This is a genomic window from Caulobacter segnis (genome assembly GCF_023935105.1).
In the GTDB taxonomy this organism is placed as follows: domain Bacteria; phylum Pseudomonadota; class Alphaproteobacteria; order Caulobacterales; family Caulobacteraceae; genus Caulobacter; species Caulobacter segnis_B.
Genome location: NZ_CP096040.1, coordinates 1828595 through 1841578 on the forward strand (window position 1 = coordinate 1828595; position 12984 = coordinate 1841578).

Sequence of the window (12984 nt, forward strand, 5' to 3'; positions counted from 1 at the left end):
CCTCAACGAACAAACGGGGAGGGGATGATGGAACGGTCAGGTGTCAGCCGCCGAGCCTTGGGAGGGCTCGCGCTCGGCGGGGTCTTGGGCGGCGCGGCCATGGGGCTTTCGGGGTGCGAGAGGCCGGCCGAAACCGACCTGAAGCCGAAGAGCCGTCAGTTTCCGAAGGACTTCATCCGGGGCGTGGCCAGCGCCGCTTTCCAGACCGAAGGGGCGCAGGATGTCGACGGGCGCGGGCCCAGTGTCTGGGACGTGTTCGAGAAGGTCCCCGGCCACGTCAAGGACGGCTCGGACGCGACGGTCGCCACCGACAGCTATCGCCGCTTTCAGGAGGACGTCGATCTGATCGCCGGGGCGGGTTTGGACGCCTACCGCTTCTCGATCAGCTGGTCGCGAGTCCTGCCGACGGGCGAGGGCGCGGTGAACGCGGCGGGACTGGATCACTATTCCAGACTGGTCGACGCCTTGCTGGCCAAGGGGATCGCGCCTTACGCCACGCTGTTTCACTGGGACCTGCCCCAGGCGCTGCAGGCCAAGGGCGGCTGGGCCAACCGCGACACCGCCCTGCGGCTGGCCGACTACGCCCAGGCCGTGGTCGGGCGACTGGGAGATCGGCTGAAGAACTACATCATCCTCAACGAGGCCGCCGTGCACGCCGTCGTCGGCCACGTGCTGGGCGAACAGGCCCCGGGGCTGAAGGACGTCAACCTGCTGGGCAAGGTCGTCCACCACATGAACCTGGGCCAGGGGCTGGCCATCCAGGCGCTGCGGGCGGGAGGACGGGACCTCAACATCGGCACCACCCTGGCGCTGCAGCCCTGCCGGCCGGCGGGCGGCCCATGGGCGGTCTGGAATCGCCTGGCCTCCGACGGCCTGGACGCGCTGTGGAACAAGGCCTGGCTGGATCCGCTGCTCAAGGGGACCTACCCCAAGGCCATGGACGACTTCCTGAAGGGCGGCGTCGTCCATGACGGCGATCTCGCCACCATGCGCCAGCCGGTCGATTTCGTGGGGGTAAACTACTACGCGCCGGTCTATGTGCGGCTGGATCTGGCCGCGCCTGGCAAGATCGCCATGGCCGCCCCGCCCAAGGGCGCGGAGCTGGACGCCTTCGGCCGCCACATCGACCCGTCGGGCCTCTATGAGATGCTCGACCGCGTTCGCCGCGAATACGGCGCGCCCAAGACGCTGGTCACCGAGAACGGCTGCTCGGACCCGTTCGGGACCGGCCCGGCCATCCTGGACGACCAGTTCCGCATCACCTATCTGCGCCGCCATCTCGAGGCGGTGCTGGCCGCCCGCGAGGCCGGCTGTGACGTGCGCGGCTATTTCGAATGGACCCTGATCGACAACTTCGAATGGGACCTGGGCTACACGTCCAAGTTCGGGCTGGTGGCGATGGACCGGACGACCGGCGTGCGCACGCCCAAGGCGTCCTACGCGTGGTTCAAGACGCTGGCGGAGAGCGGGGTGTTGCCATCCTCCCCCTAGCGGGGGAGGTGGGCGCGGAGCGACCGGAGGGGGAAGGGTTGGAGAGCCGGCCTCTTCCCCCCCTCCGTCGTCTCTTCGAGCCGACACCTCCCCCGCTAGGGGGAGGATTTCCGGTGCTAATCCCCCTTGCAGATCAGCACGTCGCGGCCGCCGCGCTTGGCGGGGACCAGGCTGCCGGCGCAGGGGATCGGGTTGACCGGATCGACGATCACCTCGTTGCCGCCGATCGGGGGCAGTTTCTTGGCCGCCGGCTTGGTCTCGGCTTTCGCGGCCTTCACGGGAGCGGTCTTGGCCGGCTCGGCCTTGGGCGTCGCGACGGGTTCGGGAGCCGGAGCGGGCGGAGCGGCTTCCGCGGCCGGCTGTGGCGCGGGCGCTTCCGGTTGCGGCGCGGGCGTCTCGGGGGGCGGCGCCTGGGTCGTGGCCGAGGCGCTGTTGAAGTTCAGCGCCTTGCCCAGGATGGTCGACTTGGTCTCCAGGGTCTTGGCGCGCTTCTCGCAGTCGCCTGGCGGGCTCCAGCTCATCCACATCTGGGCCAGGCGAGCCTTGCTCACCGAGTCGGCGCCCTGCCAGATGGCCGCGCCGCGCTTGACCTGGGCGCCGCCATATTCCGAGATCGGGCGCGGACTGGCCTTCTCGGCCGCGGTGATCGCCGAGGCGAAGGTCTTGAGGTCCTTCTGGGCCTGGGCGCGCAGTTCCGGATAGGTCTTCAGCGAAGCGGCGACGCCGTCGGGGCCCGGGAACGCCTTCTCGATCCGCGTCACCTCCGGCATCACGCGGTCGTAGAGATTGGCGTAGCCGCCCAGGGCGCCGTAGCACCAGGCCACATAGCCATACTCGTCGGTTGGCGGAGCATTCGGGCCTTGGGCGGCCGCTTGCCCCCCCGTTTGGCTGTCCTGGGCCAGAAGCGCGAGAGCGAGGAGGAGGGCGTTCGCCATGCGGGCGGAAGTCCTTTCGAATTACGAAGCGTCGTGACTAGAGCATTTCGGTCCGGAATGGGACCTTAGCGTGATCGATCTGGTGCAAGCTGAGCCGTAAAACGAACGAGCCGGCGAAACGCTCCACCTTAAGGGAATGACCTTTCGCCGCATTGCGGGAAAGTCATGTGAACGATCATTCTCATTGTGCTAGAAGCGCGGTGACGAGGTGATCCGCTTCGCCCCGTCATGCGTAGTTCAACCATTCGTCGCTGGTTTCGAGGCGCTTCATGACCTTCTGGCGCAACATCGCGAGCATCGCCGCCCGCCGTCTGGATCTGGCCGACTGCACCGAGTGCCCGGCCGGCCTGCCTGGCGAGGACCCGGCCTTCTCGACCGCTGTGACCGCCTTGGGAGCCAAGCTGGCCAAGGTCGACGGCCGCGCCGACGGGCACGAGTTCGCCGCCTTTACCGAAGTGTTCCAGCCCGACCCGGCGTCCGAACCGAACATCCACCGTTTCTACGAACTGGCCCGCCAGACCGCCCACGGTTTCGAGAGCTACGCCAAGCGGCTGGCCAAGCGCTATTCCAGCTGCCCGCAGCTGCTGGAGGACGTGGTCGACGGCCTGTTCCACATCGCCAAGTCCGACGGAGTCGTGACTCAGGACGAGCTGGACTATCTGGCGCGGGTGTCCGCCCTGTTCGGCATGTCGCCCCTGGCCTTCCGTCGGCTGCGCGCGACCCATCTGGGCGTCGGAGCCGACGACCCTTACGCCATCCTGGAAGTGCCGGCCGACGCCGACGACGCCACGGTGCGCAGCGCCTGGAAATCGGCCCTGTCCAGCGCCCACCCCGACCGCGCTCGGGCCCGGGGCCTGCCGACCGAGTTCATCGAAGTGGCCGAGGCCAAGGCCGCCGCCATCAACGCCGCCTTCTCGACGGTCATGCGCGAACGGCGGGAACTGGGTCTTGCCGCGGCGGGTTGACGAGACAATCTGTCTTAAGACGTCCCGTCCCTAAGGGGCGGAAAAGACTTTTCATCCGCGCCCGGCGGGTGTTCAGTCATCATTCAGCGCTGATGACTATCTTCATTGAGCATCAGCGCGAACGAAAGGAACACGATGAGCACCGTCGCTGCTTCGCCCCTACGGAACCTGGCCTGGATCACCGGCGCCCTGGCGACGTCGGCCGCCGTGGTGATCGGAGCGGTGCTCGCGGTGGTCTTCGCCGCCACCGTGGTGGTGGTCGGCTTCATCGGCAGCGCCCTGTTTGGCTTGGCCGCCTTTGCTCTACGCGGCCGCAAGCCCGCCCAGGCCGACGACGGCCTGATCGAAGCCCGCAACGTCGGCGGCCACTCGTGGGTCGCCTACGGCTGGAACGAGCGCCCGTAAGGAAGCTTTTTCTCTCTCTGTAAGAGAGGGATCTCACGCGCCCCTTGCTCCCCGCTCATCGGCGCCTCATCTTGCCTTTCAAACAAACGTTGGGAGGCAAGCATGATCGGTGTCGTCGCGACCCTGAAGGTCCAGCCGGACAAGTCGGCGGACTTCGAGAAGGTGTTCCTGGGCCTGCAGAACAAGGTGAAGGCCAACGAGCCGGGCTGCCTGATGTACCAGTTGACCAAGTCGCGCACCGAAGAGGGCGTCTACAAGGTGCTGGAGCTGTACGCCTCGGCCGACGCCCTGAAGGCCCACGGCGGCTCGGACTATTTCAAGGCCGCCGGCGCGGCGATGGGGCCGACCATGGCCGCCGCGCCCGTCATCGAGTATCTCGACGCGGTGGAGTAGGGCGCATGGACCTGGCCTTCTCGCCCGAGGATCTGGCTTTCCAGCGGGAGGTCCGCGACTGGATCGCGACCGCCTATGACGACGGCCTGAAGAAGCAGCTCTCCCAGTCCAAGAACGGCTATCTGGACAAGGCCGGCCAAGTGGCCTGGCAGAAGAAGCTGTTCGAGCGCGGCTGGGCCGCGCCCGACTGGCCGGTCGAACTGGGCGGGGCGGGCTTCACGCCCTCGCAGCGCTACATCTTCAACATGGAGATGAGCCTGGCCGGCGTGCCGACCTCCTCGCCGATGGGGCTGAAGATGGTCGCGCCGGTGATCATGGCGTTCGGTTCGGACGAACAGAAGGCCCAGCACCTGCCGCCGATCCTGCGGTCCGACATCTGGTGGTGCCAGGGCTATTCCGAGCCGGGCTCGGGCTCGGACCTGGCCAGCCTGCAGATGAAGGCCGAGCGAGACGGCGACGACTATGTGCTGAACGGCTCCAAGATCTGGACCACCCACGCCCAGTGGGCCGAATGGATGTTCTGTCTGGTCCGCACGTCCAGCCAAGGGCGGCCTCAGGAGGGCATCTCGTTCCTGCTGCTGCGCATGGACACGCCGGGCATCCAGATCAAGCCGCTGCCCACCCTGGACGGCCCGCCCGACGGCGAGCAGGAGATCAACCAGGTCTTCTTCGACAATGTCCGCGTGCCGGTCGCCAACCGCATCGGCGAGGAAAACAAGGGCTGGACCTACGCCAAGTACCTGCTGGAGTTCGAGCGCGGCAACGCCTATGCGCCGGGCCTGATGAACATGCTGGGCAAGGTCAAGCGCATCGCCGCCCTGGAGCGGGCCGACGACGGCGGGCGGCTGATCGACGACGCGGCCTTCCGCGAGAAGATCGTCAATCTGGAGATCCAGGTGGCGGCGCTGAACGCCACCGAGCTGCGGATCTTCTCAGGCCGCACCACCGGCAAGGCGATCGGCCCGGCCTCGTCGATGCTGAAATGCGTGGGCTCCGAGCACCAGCAGGCGATCACCGAGCTGACCCTGGAGGCGGTCGGGACCTACGCCGCGCCGTTCGTCCAGGATACGTGGAGCCAGAGCAACGAGGGCCGGGCCGGACCCGACTACGCGGCCCCGGCGGCGCCGGCCTATTTCAACTACCGCAAGGCCTCGATCTACGCGGGCTCCAACGAGATCCAGCGCAACATCATGGCCAAGATGGTGCTGGGGCTGTGATCGAGATCCTCCTCATCCCGGCTCACCGCCGAGCCGCGGTCGGGTGACGATAACTGTGGGTGTTCCAGTTTTTCTGTCTGGCGCGCGGTGCGAACAAGTGTTTGGATCGCGCGCAACCTAATTCGCTTCGGACCCTCCCATGTCGCTCGACGCCCTGTTCAAGCCCTTCCAGTTCAAGTCGCTGAAGCTGCCCAACCGGGTGGTGATGGCGCCGATGACGCGGTCGTTCTCGCCGGGCGGCGTGGCCACCGACGATGTCGCCGCCTACTACCGCCGCCGCGCGGAAGGGCAGGTGGGCCTGATCGTCACCGAGGGCACGGGCGTGGCCCGTCCGGCCTCGCTGAACGACGCCAACATCCCGCGCTTCCACGGCGACAAGGAACTGGCCGCCTGGAAGAAGGTCGTCGACGAGGTCCATGCCGCGGGCGGTCTGATCGCCCCGCAGCTGTGGCACGTCGGTTCGGCCCAGGGGAAGGACAAGCTGGGCAAGGTCGATAGCCCCTCGGGCATCTCCAAGGCCGGCGGTGAGCCCTTCACGACGCCGATGACCGACTCGGACGTCGCCGACACCATCGCCGCCTTCGCTACGGCCGCCGCCGACGCCAAGCGCCTGGGCTTCGACGCCATCGAGCTGCACGGCGCCCACGGCTATCTGATCGACCAGTTCTTCTGGAACGGCACCAATGTCCGCGACGACCACCTGAACGGCCCGACCATCGCCGAGCGCAGCAAGTTCGCCGCCGAGATCCTCAAGGCCGTGCGCGCCGCCGTCGGTCCCGACTATCCGGTGATCATCCGCCTGTCGCAGTGGAAGCAGCAGGACTTCGCGGTCAAGAACGCCGAGACGCCGCAGCTGTTGGAAGCCTGGCTGCAGCCGCTGGCCGACGCCGGCGCCGACATCTTCCACTGCTCGCAACGCCGCTTCTGGGAGCCGGAGTTCGAGGGCAGCGACCTCAACTTCGCCGGCTGGGCCAAGAAGCTGACCGGCGCCCCGACCATCACCGTCGGCTCGGTGGGCCTGTCGGGCGAGTTCATCGCCGCGTTCGGCGGCGAGGGCAGCCAGCCCGCCTCGATCGACGGCCTGCTGGAACGCCTGGAGCGCGGCGAGTTCGACCTGGTCGGCGTCGGCCGGGCCCTGCTGCAGGATCCCGAGTGGGTCGTGAAGATCCGCGACGGCCGCAACGACGAACTGAAGAACTTCGAACGCGCGGCGCTGGGGACGCTGTACTAGGGCGGCGCAACAAATCCTCCCCCGCTAGGGGGAGGATTTTAAGCCTGACGGTCTAAGCGATCGTCGTGACCAGGCCGCCCTCGGCCTTCAGCGAGGCGCCGTTGGTGGCCGCCGACAGCGGGCTGGCGACGTAGGCGACCAGGCTGGCGATCTCCTGGGGCTCGATCATCCGCTGCAGCAGCGACGACGTGCGGTGCTTCTCGAAGAATTCGGCTTCGTGCTCCTGGGGCGTGCCGTCCGGATTGGCCGAGACGCTCTTGAGGAACTCGAAGATGCCGGCGGCGCGGGTCGGGCCGGGCAGGACGGAGTTGACCGTGACGCCGGTGCCCTTGGTCTGCTGGGCCATGCCGCGGGCGACCGCCAACTGGGCGCTCTTGGTCATGCCGTAGTGGACCATCTCGCCGGGGATCGCGAGACCGGACTCCGAGGAGATGAAGATCACCCGGCCCCAGTTGCGTTCCAGCATGCCGGGGAAGTAGCCGCGCGACAGGCGCACGCCGCTCATCACATTGACGTCGAACAGGCGCAGCCAGTCCTCGTCCGGGATGTCGGCGAAGGCCTTCATCTCGTATATGCCCAGGTTGTTGACCAGGATGTCGACGCTGGGGAGGGCCTTGAGGATCGCCGCGGCGCCCTCGGCGGTGGCCGCGTCGGCCAGCACGCCCTCGACCTTGGCGCCGCCCGGGAGGGAGGCGCGGATGTCGGCGACGGCCGCGTCCAGCTTGTCCTGGGTGCGGCCGGTGACGAACACCTTGGCGCCCTCGGCGGTCAGGGCGCGGGCGATCTCCAGGCCGATCCCGGCCGTCGCGCCGGTCACCAGCGCGGTCTTGTCGTTCAGTTTCAGGTCCATCGCTGGGCTCCATTGTTTGACGGAGCCTCAGATGGGAGGGCTGCGCCGTCAAACTACGCCTTAGCCCGGAACAGGACTTGTGAATTGAACGCACAAGTCCACGCACACCCTAGGCGTTGAAATTCAGCTTCAGCCCCGGACGCGGCCAGCGGCACTTGTAGAGCTGGCCGGTGCCCGAGGCCGTGATCCACGCATCGCGCATGTCCTCGCCGCCGAAGCAGATGTTGGTCACGATCACGTCCGGGAAGGCGAAGTGCTCGGTCGAGCCGTCCGGGTCGAAGGCGGTGATCCCGCCGTTGATGATCGTCGCCACGCAGACCTTGCCGCCGGCCTCGACCGCCAGGCTGTCCAGCAACTGGTAGCCCGGCAGGTTGCAGACCACGTTGCCAGGCTGCAGGGGCAGGGGATCGGCCAGCACGCCGGGCGCGGCCACGTCGAACGACCACAGGCGGCCCAGCATGGTGTCGGCCATGTAGACCGTCTTCTCGTCGGGCGAGAGGCCCACGCCATTGGGCGAGACGAAGTGATCGCGCCAGCGGACGATCTTCGAGCCGTCCGGCAGGGCGTAGTACAGGGCGCCATACTTCTTGCCTTCGGGCGTCGAGCAGCCGTGGTCGGTGAACCAGAAGCCGCCCTGCTTGTCGAAGACCAGGTCGTTGGGACCCACGAGCGTCTTGCCGTCGCACGCGGTGTAGAGGGTGGTGATCGCGCCGGTCTTCAGGTCGACCCGCTGGATGTAACCGCCCGTGTGCTCCGGCGGGGTGGGGCCTGGAATGTTCAGCCCGTTGGCCTCGAAGAACTGGAAGCTGGCGCCGTTGTTGGTGACGTAGATCGCGCCGTCCGGGCCGATCGCCGCGCCGTTGGGACCGCCGCCGGTGTTCGCCACCGTCTCCTTGCGACCGTCGGGCCAGACCCGGGTCAGGCGCTGGCCCTGGATCTCGGTGAGGATCACCGAACCGTCGGCCATGGCGACCGGGCCCTCGGGGAATAGCAGACCGTCGGTGACCAGCTGGATGTCCATAGCGCATCTCCCTTGCCGCCTCTGAACGGGCGCTGGGGATGACTATAAACGCCCGTTTGAACCTCGCTAGGGCGCCGTTCGGGTAACCGTGTCGCGCGGGCCACAGCAACCGCCACGCGTGCGATAACGACGTTCGCGGGGCTTGTGGCGAGTCGTCGATCGTGGGATCAGCACGCCCTCATCCAAGCTCCAGGGAGCCGATCCGCCGCATGACCCTCGCCGCCGCCCAGACCAACGCACCGCCGAAGGCGGGTTGGCGCGCGCCGTCGAAGCCGTGCCGCCGATCCGTCGCCCGCCCCCTGCGCACCTACCGCTAGCCGCGGCCGTTCCGGCCGCCGCCGGAGCTCTTAGATGACCGTCCAGTCTCTCGCGAGTTCGACCCTTGTCGCCTCGCCTCTGCTGCGCCTGATCGCGCCGCCCTACGCCGAGGTGCTGGCCGCCCTGTGGCCCGCGCCGCACGCACCGTTCGTCACCGCGACGGCGGCGCGGCGACACCTGATCTGCCTGATGCTGGCGGCCGAGCCCTTGGGCGGGCCGCCGATCGACGTCACGCGCCTGATGGACCTGCCGATGCGCAAGGCCATCCGCCTGACTCTGGAGGGCGTCGCGCCCGATGGCCTGCGCCGGGCCCTCGAACACCTGGGCGAGATCGCCTGGGCGCCCGAGGACTATCGCGCCCTGGTCCATCTGCTGGCCGATCCCGCGCCGGCCAAGACCCTGCGCCACGCCGAGGCGATCACGCCCGACCTGGTTCGCGCCCTTACGGCGTTGCCGGCCGACGTGCGCGAGATCGGTGGCGTCGCCCTGCGCGTCACGCCCGCCCAGGCGACCCTGCTGGCCGAGGCCCACGCGGTGCTGGCCAAGCGCCTGTCGCCCGACCTGTTGGCCCAGCGGGTGGCGGCCTGGGGCCATGTTCCCACGCCCAAGGCGCTGTTCGCCCTGGTCGCCGACGACTTCCGCCGCGAACTGCCGCCGCCGCCCCATCCGGGCACCGAGCGCCTGCGCCCCCTGGAGACCGCCGCCGCCATTCGCGACGCGGCCCGACGCTACCGCAACTGCCTGGCCAACTATGTCGACCACGCCGTCGACCGGCAGAGCGCGATCTACGAGTGGCTGCCCGCGCCGGGCGCGGTGGTCGAGCTGACGCCCGACGCCTTCTTCGGCTGGCGGCTGGATCAGGCGCGGCTGGAGAACAACAGGTCGGTCGACGAGGTGACCCGCGAGGCCATCGTCGCCGAACTGCGCGGGATGGGCGTGCATGTCGGCCGCGGCGCCTGGCAGATCCGCCGGGCCCTGGAGCGCGCGGCCTCGCCGAAGTTCGAGCTGGAAACCGTGGATGCGGCGATCGCGGACTATTTCACCGATGACTGAGGCCTTGCGCGCGCCACGATTTCGCGGTGAGCGTGGGGCGAAGTACGGATAGGGGATTCTCGAGGATGCGCGCATCTGTGATGGCGGTGACGGCGGCGGGGCTGATGCTGACGGGCTGCGCGGACCTTCCCTCTGCGCCGTGGTCGAAGTCGGCGGCCATGCCGACGCGGCCCAGCTGTCCGGCGATGACGAACGAGGCTTGGGCCCCGATCGTCGACCGCGCGATCCACAAGACCTTCGATCGCGATCTCCAGAAGCGGTTCGGCGACACCGCGGTCCATAAGCGGATCGCCTGGGGCAAGGATGACAAGGGTAACACCGTGATCGCCGCCCAGCGGATCGGCCCGGCCAAGTACGCCATGCCCGCCCTCGATCAGGGCGGCGAGGTCGAGGTCGTGTTCCAGCCCTGCACGGGCAAGCTGCTGAAGACGCGCAAGCTGGCGAACCTGGAGAAGACGCCCAGGCTGATGTCGGAAGACAGCGCGCCGGCTCCCGAAAAGCCTTCACCGCCGCGAAAGCGGGGGTTCAAATGGCCCTGGAAGTCGTGACGGGCAGGCTCTAGCGCCGTTCCAGCACCCTGAAGACGAAGGCGTGATCGTCGCCCTCGCCGGCGGGGTGTTCCTCGCGGCGGACCTCGGTCCAGGCGCTCTCGTCGAAGTCGGGGAAGCGGACGTCGCCCTCGACCCGCGCGGCGACCTCGGTCAGGTACAGACGCTTGGCTTTCGGCAGGGCCAGCTCGAACAGGGCGTGGCCGCCGATCACGCAGACCTCCTCGGCCCCGTCGTCCGCCGCCTGCTCCTTGGCGATCTGGACAGCTTCCATCCAGGTCTCACAGGCGATCGCGCCTTCGGGCTCGAAGCTCTGATCCCGCGACAGAACGATATTGGTGCGGCCGGGCAGCGGCTTGCGGGGCAGGCTGTCCCAGGTCTTGCGGCCCATGATGATCGGCTTGAACAGCGTATTGGCCTTGAACAGGGCCAGGTCCGACTTCAGTCGCCAGGGCAGGTCGCCGTCCCGACCGATCACCCCGTTGGCGGCGCGGGCGACGACGATGGCGAGGTGGATCAAACCGAAACCTCGGCCTTGATGTGCGGGTGGGCCTGGTAGCCCTCCAGCGTGAAGTCCTCGTATTCGAAGCCGAACAGGTCGCGCTTGTCGGCGATCTTCATGGTCGGGAAATCGAACGGTTCACGCTTCAGCTGTTCGCGGGCCTGGTCGAGGTGGTTCAGATACAGGTGCGCGTCGCCGAAGGTGTGGACGAATTCGCCCGGCTGCAGGCCCACGACCTTGGCGACCATCAGCGTCAGCAGGGCGTAGGACGCGATGTTGAACGGCACGCCCAGGAAGACGTCGGCGCTGCGCTGGTAGAGCTGGCAGCTCAGCTTTCCGTCGGCGACGAAGAACTGGAACAGGCAGTGGCAGGGCGGCAGGGCCATGTCGTCGACATCGGCCGGGTTCCAGGCCGTGACGATGTGGCGGCGGCTGCTGGGATTGGTCTTCAGGTTCTCGACCAGGGCCGAGATCTGGTCGATCACGCGGCCGTCGGGCGTCGCCCACGAGCGCCACTGCTTGCCGTAGACAGGGCCGAGGTCGCCGTTCTCGTCGGCCCACTCGTCCCAGATGCGCACGCCGTTGTCCTTCAGATAGGCGATGTTGGTGTCGCCCTTCAGGAACCACAGCAGCTCGATGATGATCGAGCGCAGGTGCAGCTTCTTGGTCGTCAGGACGGGGAAGCCCTTGGCCAGATCGAAGCGGATCTGCCGGCCGAACACGCCGAGCGTGCCGGTGCCCGTGCGGTCACCGCGCTGGACGCCGTGCTCGAGGATGTCGGCGAGCAGGGCCAGGTACTGCCGCTCGGGATGGTCGGCGGCGGCTTTTGCGGGGGCGAGGACGGCTTCATGCATGGCGCACGAATTGTGGTCGCGAATCGCGGCGTTGAACACTGCGGCGTCTCGAGCCGTCCACAGGACCGCTAGCGTTTTCCATCAAATGCGTGTCATCCCGGCCGCAGTTAAGCGGAGACCCGGGATCCAGGGGCAACCGCGCGGCGCCGGCCCCTGGGTCCCGGATCGGCCCTAGGGCCGTCCAGGATGACACGATTTGGATTACTTGCTCGGCGCCAGGCCGGTATTCAGCACCCAGCCGACGTTGTCGTTTTCGTCGGCGACTTCCCACCACAGCTCCTGCTGCTTGCCGGTCGGATAGACGATGGCGCCGGCGGGGAGGGTGCGGATCAGCTTGCCGCCGGCCACCGGGGTGGCGCGCATGGCGATCGGGCGCTGGGCGGCGAAGGTCTTGGTCGGCGCGGCCGCGGCGGCCGGACCGGCTTCCGACAGCAGGCCCAGGTCGCCGATCATCTTGGAATAGGCGTTGATGAACGACAGGGTGACGATGCGGCCGATGTCGGTGTCCTCGTAGCCGCCGCCAACGGCGCCGCCCCAGCCGATGCCGCCGCCGGCGCCCCAGCCGATGTCGTTCTTCACCGCGTAGCCCTCGGCCACCGACGTGGTCTCTGTGGTGCGGACATTGGTCAGCGACAGGACGGTGTTGGCTTCCAGCTTCTTGGTCTTGATGCCGCCGACCAGGCCGCCGACGCGACCGCCGATGATGCCGCCGATGGCGCCGGCCACCGCGCCGCCGCCGACATTGCTGTTGCTGCCCTGGACCTCGGCGACCAGCACGTAGTCGGCCGCCTTGACCTGGCCCTGGCCGACGTTGCTGCCGCGCTGCAGGCCCAGATTGCCGCCGATGTTGCGTTCCTTCTCGGCCGCGCTGAGGCCGACGCCGCGATCGACCAGATTGAAGCAGCCCGACCGCTGGACGATGGCGCGCAGCACCTTCTGCGGCGAGGCCAGGTTGTACTGCGTCCAGCCGCGAGGATCATCGCCGTCGACGATCGACAGGGTGCCCAGCTTGCGCGAGCACCGCGGCACCTCGCCGGAGGCCTGGGTCTGCATCTGCTGGCCCTTGCTGGCCTTGGCCTGGGCGAAGGTGGTCGCCGGCGTCAGGGCGGTAAGCGCCAGGCCCATGGCCAGCGCGCTGCGAATAGCTTTCATACGTTGGTATTCCCCGAAATGGTCCCCGGACTTGCGGCCCCACCCTACA

14 protein-coding genes are annotated in these 12984 nt (G+C 68.2%); 8 read left to right on the top strand and 6 right to left on the bottom strand.

Translation table 11 applies throughout. From position 1 onward, the window contains the following. Nucleotides 1–27 precede the first annotated feature (27 nt). Nucleotides 28–1491, top strand: coding sequence for a GH1 family beta-glucosidase (locus tag MZV50_RS08865; RefSeq protein ID WP_252634036.1), 1464 nt, complete (start codon nt 28–30; stop codon nt 1489–1491). A 116-nt stretch (nt 1492–1607) separates the two neighbouring features. On the opposite strand, the gene MZV50_RS08870 is transcribed toward MZV50_RS08865, so the two are convergent. Next, nucleotides 1608–2426 carry a hypothetical protein gene (locus tag MZV50_RS08870; protein WP_252634037.1) on the bottom strand — a complete coding sequence of 273 codons (819 nt, stop codon included), beginning with the start codon at nt 2424–2426 and terminating at the stop codon, nt 1608–1610. A 269-nt stretch (nt 2427–2695) separates the two neighbouring features. Here MZV50_RS08870 and MZV50_RS08875 point away from each other — a divergent pair, with 269 nt between their 5' ends. The 5 genes from MZV50_RS08875 to MZV50_RS08895 all read left to right on the top strand — a co-directional run bounded on the left by MZV50_RS08875 (nt 2696) and on the right by MZV50_RS08895 (nt 6637). Further along, nucleotides 2696–3391, top strand: a complete 696-nt coding sequence (locus MZV50_RS08875; protein ID WP_252634038.1) for a J domain-containing protein — start codon at nt 2696–2698, stop codon at nt 3389–3391. A 105-nt stretch (nt 3392–3496) separates the two neighbouring features. Then, the gene (locus MZV50_RS08880; protein ID WP_252634039.1) at nt 3497–3796 is read left to right on the top strand and encodes a hypothetical protein; all 300 of its coding nucleotides are present in this window, start codon (nt 3497–3499) and stop codon (nt 3794–3796) included. Nucleotides 3797–3898: 102 nt separating this feature from the next. Beyond that, a complete protein-coding gene (locus MZV50_RS08885) occupies nt 3899–4189 on the top strand; it encodes a putative quinol monooxygenase (protein ID WP_252634040.1) in 291 nt (96 codons plus the stop codon). 5 nt (nt 4190–4194) lie between these two features. After that, nucleotides 4195–5406 (top strand): acyl-CoA dehydrogenase family protein, encoded by a 1212-nt coding sequence (locus MZV50_RS08890; RefSeq protein WP_252634041.1) that lies wholly within the window; start codon nt 4195–4197, stop codon nt 5404–5406. Nucleotides 5407–5545: 139 nt separating this feature from the next. Next, a complete protein-coding gene (locus MZV50_RS08895; protein WP_252634042.1) occupies nt 5546–6637 on the top strand; it encodes an NADH:flavin oxidoreductase in 1092 nt (363 codons plus the stop codon). Nucleotides 6638–6689: 52 nt separating this feature from the next. On the opposite strand, the gene MZV50_RS08900 is transcribed toward MZV50_RS08895, so the two are convergent. Continuing rightward, nucleotides 6690–7487 carry an SDR family NAD(P)-dependent oxidoreductase gene (locus tag MZV50_RS08900; protein ID WP_252634043.1) on the bottom strand — a complete coding sequence of 266 codons (798 nt, stop codon included), beginning with the start codon at nt 7485–7487 and terminating at the stop codon, nt 6690–6692. 109 nt (nt 7488–7596) lie between these two features. After that, a complete protein-coding gene (locus MZV50_RS08905) occupies nt 7597–8508 on the bottom strand; it encodes an SMP-30/gluconolactonase/LRE family protein (protein WP_252634044.1) in 912 nt (303 codons plus the stop codon). A gap of 351 nt (nt 8509–8859) precedes the next feature. Here MZV50_RS08905 and MZV50_RS08910 point away from each other — a divergent pair, with 351 nt between their 5' ends. Further along, nucleotides 8860–9879: a hypothetical protein gene (locus MZV50_RS08910; protein WP_252634045.1), complete on the top strand. Its 1020-nt coding sequence runs from the start codon at nt 8860–8862 to the stop codon at nt 9877–9879. Nucleotides 9880–9944: 65 nt separating this feature from the next. Further along, entirely contained in the window at nt 9945–10427 is a 483-nt protein-coding gene (locus tag MZV50_RS08915; RefSeq protein ID WP_252634046.1) for a hypothetical protein, read from the top strand. A gap of 10 nt (nt 10428–10437) precedes the next feature. On the opposite strand, the gene MZV50_RS08920 is transcribed toward MZV50_RS08915, so the two are convergent. The 3 genes from MZV50_RS08920 to MZV50_RS08935 all read right to left on the bottom strand — a co-directional run bounded on the left by MZV50_RS08920 (nt 10438) and on the right by MZV50_RS08935 (nt 12935). Beyond that, nucleotides 10438–10947, bottom strand: coding sequence for a dihydrofolate reductase (locus MZV50_RS08920; protein ID WP_252634047.1), 510 nt, complete (start codon nt 10945–10947; stop codon nt 10438–10440). Beyond that, nucleotides 10944–11783: a thymidylate synthase gene (locus MZV50_RS08925; RefSeq protein ID WP_252634048.1), complete on the bottom strand. Its 840-nt coding sequence runs from the start codon at nt 11781–11783 to the stop codon at nt 10944–10946. Before MZV50_RS08925 ends, MZV50_RS08920 begins: the two co-directional genes overlap by 4 nt. 201 nt (nt 11784–11984) lie before the next feature. Continuing rightward, a complete protein-coding gene (locus MZV50_RS08935; RefSeq protein ID WP_252634049.1) occupies nt 11985–12935 on the bottom strand; it encodes an SH3 domain-containing protein in 951 nt (316 codons plus the stop codon). Nucleotides 12936–12984: the final 49 nt, after the last annotated feature.

Bases quoted from the DNA above. Each gene is read 5' to 3' on its own strand.
- MZV50_RS08935 (WP_252634049.1), bottom strand. From the start codon at position 12,935: ATGAAAGCTATTCGCAGCGCGCTGGCCATGGGCCTGGCGCTTACCGCC.
- MZV50_RS08900 (WP_252634043.1), bottom strand. From the start codon at position 7,487: ATGGACCTGAAACTGAACGACAAGACCGCGCTGGTGACCGGCGCGACG.
- MZV50_RS08925 (WP_252634048.1), bottom strand. From the start codon at position 11,783: ATGCATGAAGCCGTCCTCGCCCCCGCAAAAGCCGCCGCCGACCATCCC.
- MZV50_RS08875 (WP_252634038.1), top strand. From the start codon at position 2,696: ATGACCTTCTGGCGCAACATCGCGAGCATCGCCGCCCGCCGTCTGGAT.
- MZV50_RS08915 (WP_252634046.1), top strand. From the start codon at position 9,945: ATGCGCGCATCTGTGATGGCGGTGACGGCGGCGGGGCTGATGCTGACG.
- MZV50_RS08890 (WP_252634041.1), top strand. From the start codon at position 4,195: ATGGACCTGGCCTTCTCGCCCGAGGATCTGGCTTTCCAGCGGGAGGTC.
- MZV50_RS08905 (WP_252634044.1), bottom strand. From the start codon at position 8,508: ATGGACATCCAGCTGGTCACCGACGGTCTGCTATTCCCCGAGGGCCCG.
- MZV50_RS08865 (WP_252634036.1), top strand. From the start codon at position 28: ATGGAACGGTCAGGTGTCAGCCGCCGAGCCTTGGGAGGGCTCGCGCTC.
- MZV50_RS08910 (WP_252634045.1), top strand. From the start codon at position 8,860: ATGACCGTCCAGTCTCTCGCGAGTTCGACCCTTGTCGCCTCGCCTCTG.
- MZV50_RS08895 (WP_252634042.1), top strand. From the start codon at position 5,546: ATGTCGCTCGACGCCCTGTTCAAGCCCTTCCAGTTCAAGTCGCTGAAG.
- MZV50_RS08870 (WP_252634037.1), bottom strand. From the start codon at position 2,426: ATGGCGAACGCCCTCCTCCTCGCTCTCGCGCTTCTGGCCCAGGACAGC.
- MZV50_RS08885 (WP_252634040.1), top strand. From the start codon at position 3,899: ATGATCGGTGTCGTCGCGACCCTGAAGGTCCAGCCGGACAAGTCGGCG.